This window comes from Burkholderia sp. PU8-34, from assembly GCF_053427725.1.
Genome location: NZ_JBSAXC010000053.1, coordinates 1 through 1218 on the forward strand (window position 1 = coordinate 1; position 1218 = coordinate 1218).

The window sequence follows — 1218 nt, forward strand, 5'->3', positions numbered from 1 at the left end:
CACGTGCTGCTCGACCTGTCGCACATCGGCGCCGAGACGATCATGAAGCGTCTGCCGTCGATCCGCGAGATCGCGCTGAAGTTCGCGAACGTCGACTGCATCAAGGAACCGATCCCGGTCGTCCCGACGATCCACTACCAGATGGGCGGCATCCCGACCAACATCCACGGTCAGGTCGTCGGCACGTCGCGCGATCACAAGGAGCCGATCAACGGCTTCTACGCAGTGGGCGAGTGCTCGTGCGTGTCCGTGCACGGCGCGAACCGCCTCGGCACGAACTCGCTGCTCGACCTCGTGGTGTTCGGCCGCGCGGCGGGCAACCACATCGTCGAGCACGTGAAGAACCAGCGCGACCACAAGCCGCTGCCGGCCGATGCGGCCGACCGTGCGCTCGAGCGCCTGAACAAGCTGGAGAAGTCGTCGTCGGGCGAATACACGCAGGACATCGCGAACGACATCCGCGCGACGATGCAGAAGCACGCAGGCGTGTTCCGCACGTCGGCGCTGCTGAAGGAAGGCGTCGAACAGATGGCCGGCCTGAAGGAACGGGTTGCCAACATCCACCTGAAGGACAAGTCGAAGGTGTTCAACACCGCGCGCGTCGAAGCGCTCGAGCTGGAGAACCTGATCGAGGTCGCGCGCGCGACGATGGTGTCGGCGGAAGCGCGCAAGGAAAGCCGCGGCGCGCACGCGCAAAGCGACTACGAGCACCGCGACGACGAGAACTGGCTGCGCCACACGCTGTGGTACAGCGAGGGCGATCGCCTCGACTACAAGCCGGTCCAAATGAAGCCGCTGACGGTCGACTCCGTGCCGCCGAAGCCGCGCACGTTCTAAGCCGAGTCCAAAGGAATCTGAAATGGCAAAACGCATTTTTGAAATCTACCGCTACGATCCGGACAAGGACGCCGCGCCGCGCATGCAGTCGTACGAGCTCGAGATCAAGCACGAGCGCATGCTGCTGGACGCGCTGGTGAAGCTGAAGGCGCTGGACGAGACGCTGTCGTTCCGCCGTTCGTGCCGCGAAGGCGTGTGCGGTTCGGACGCGATGAACATCAACGGCAAGAACGGCCTGGCGTGCCTGACGAACCTGAACGATCTGCCGCAGAAGATCGTGCTGCGCCCGCTGCCGGGGCTGCCGGTCGTGCGCGACCTGATCGTCGACATGACGCACTTCTTCAACCAGTACCACTCGATCAAGCCGTACCTGATCAACGA

2 protein-coding genes are annotated in these 1218 nt (G+C 63.9%); both read left to right on the top strand.

Features of this window, described 5'->3' with window-relative positions:
• On the top strand, window positions 1-837 hold an 837-nt coding region (locus ACV22Z_RS35645; protein ID WP_448080928.1), incomplete at its 5' end, for an FAD-binding protein.
• A 22-nt stretch (window positions 838-859) separates the two neighbouring features.
• Window positions 860-1218, top strand: a 359-nt coding sequence (locus ACV22Z_RS35650) for a 2Fe-2S iron-sulfur cluster-binding protein (protein ID WP_448080929.1), incomplete at its 3' end; no start/stop codon positions are given.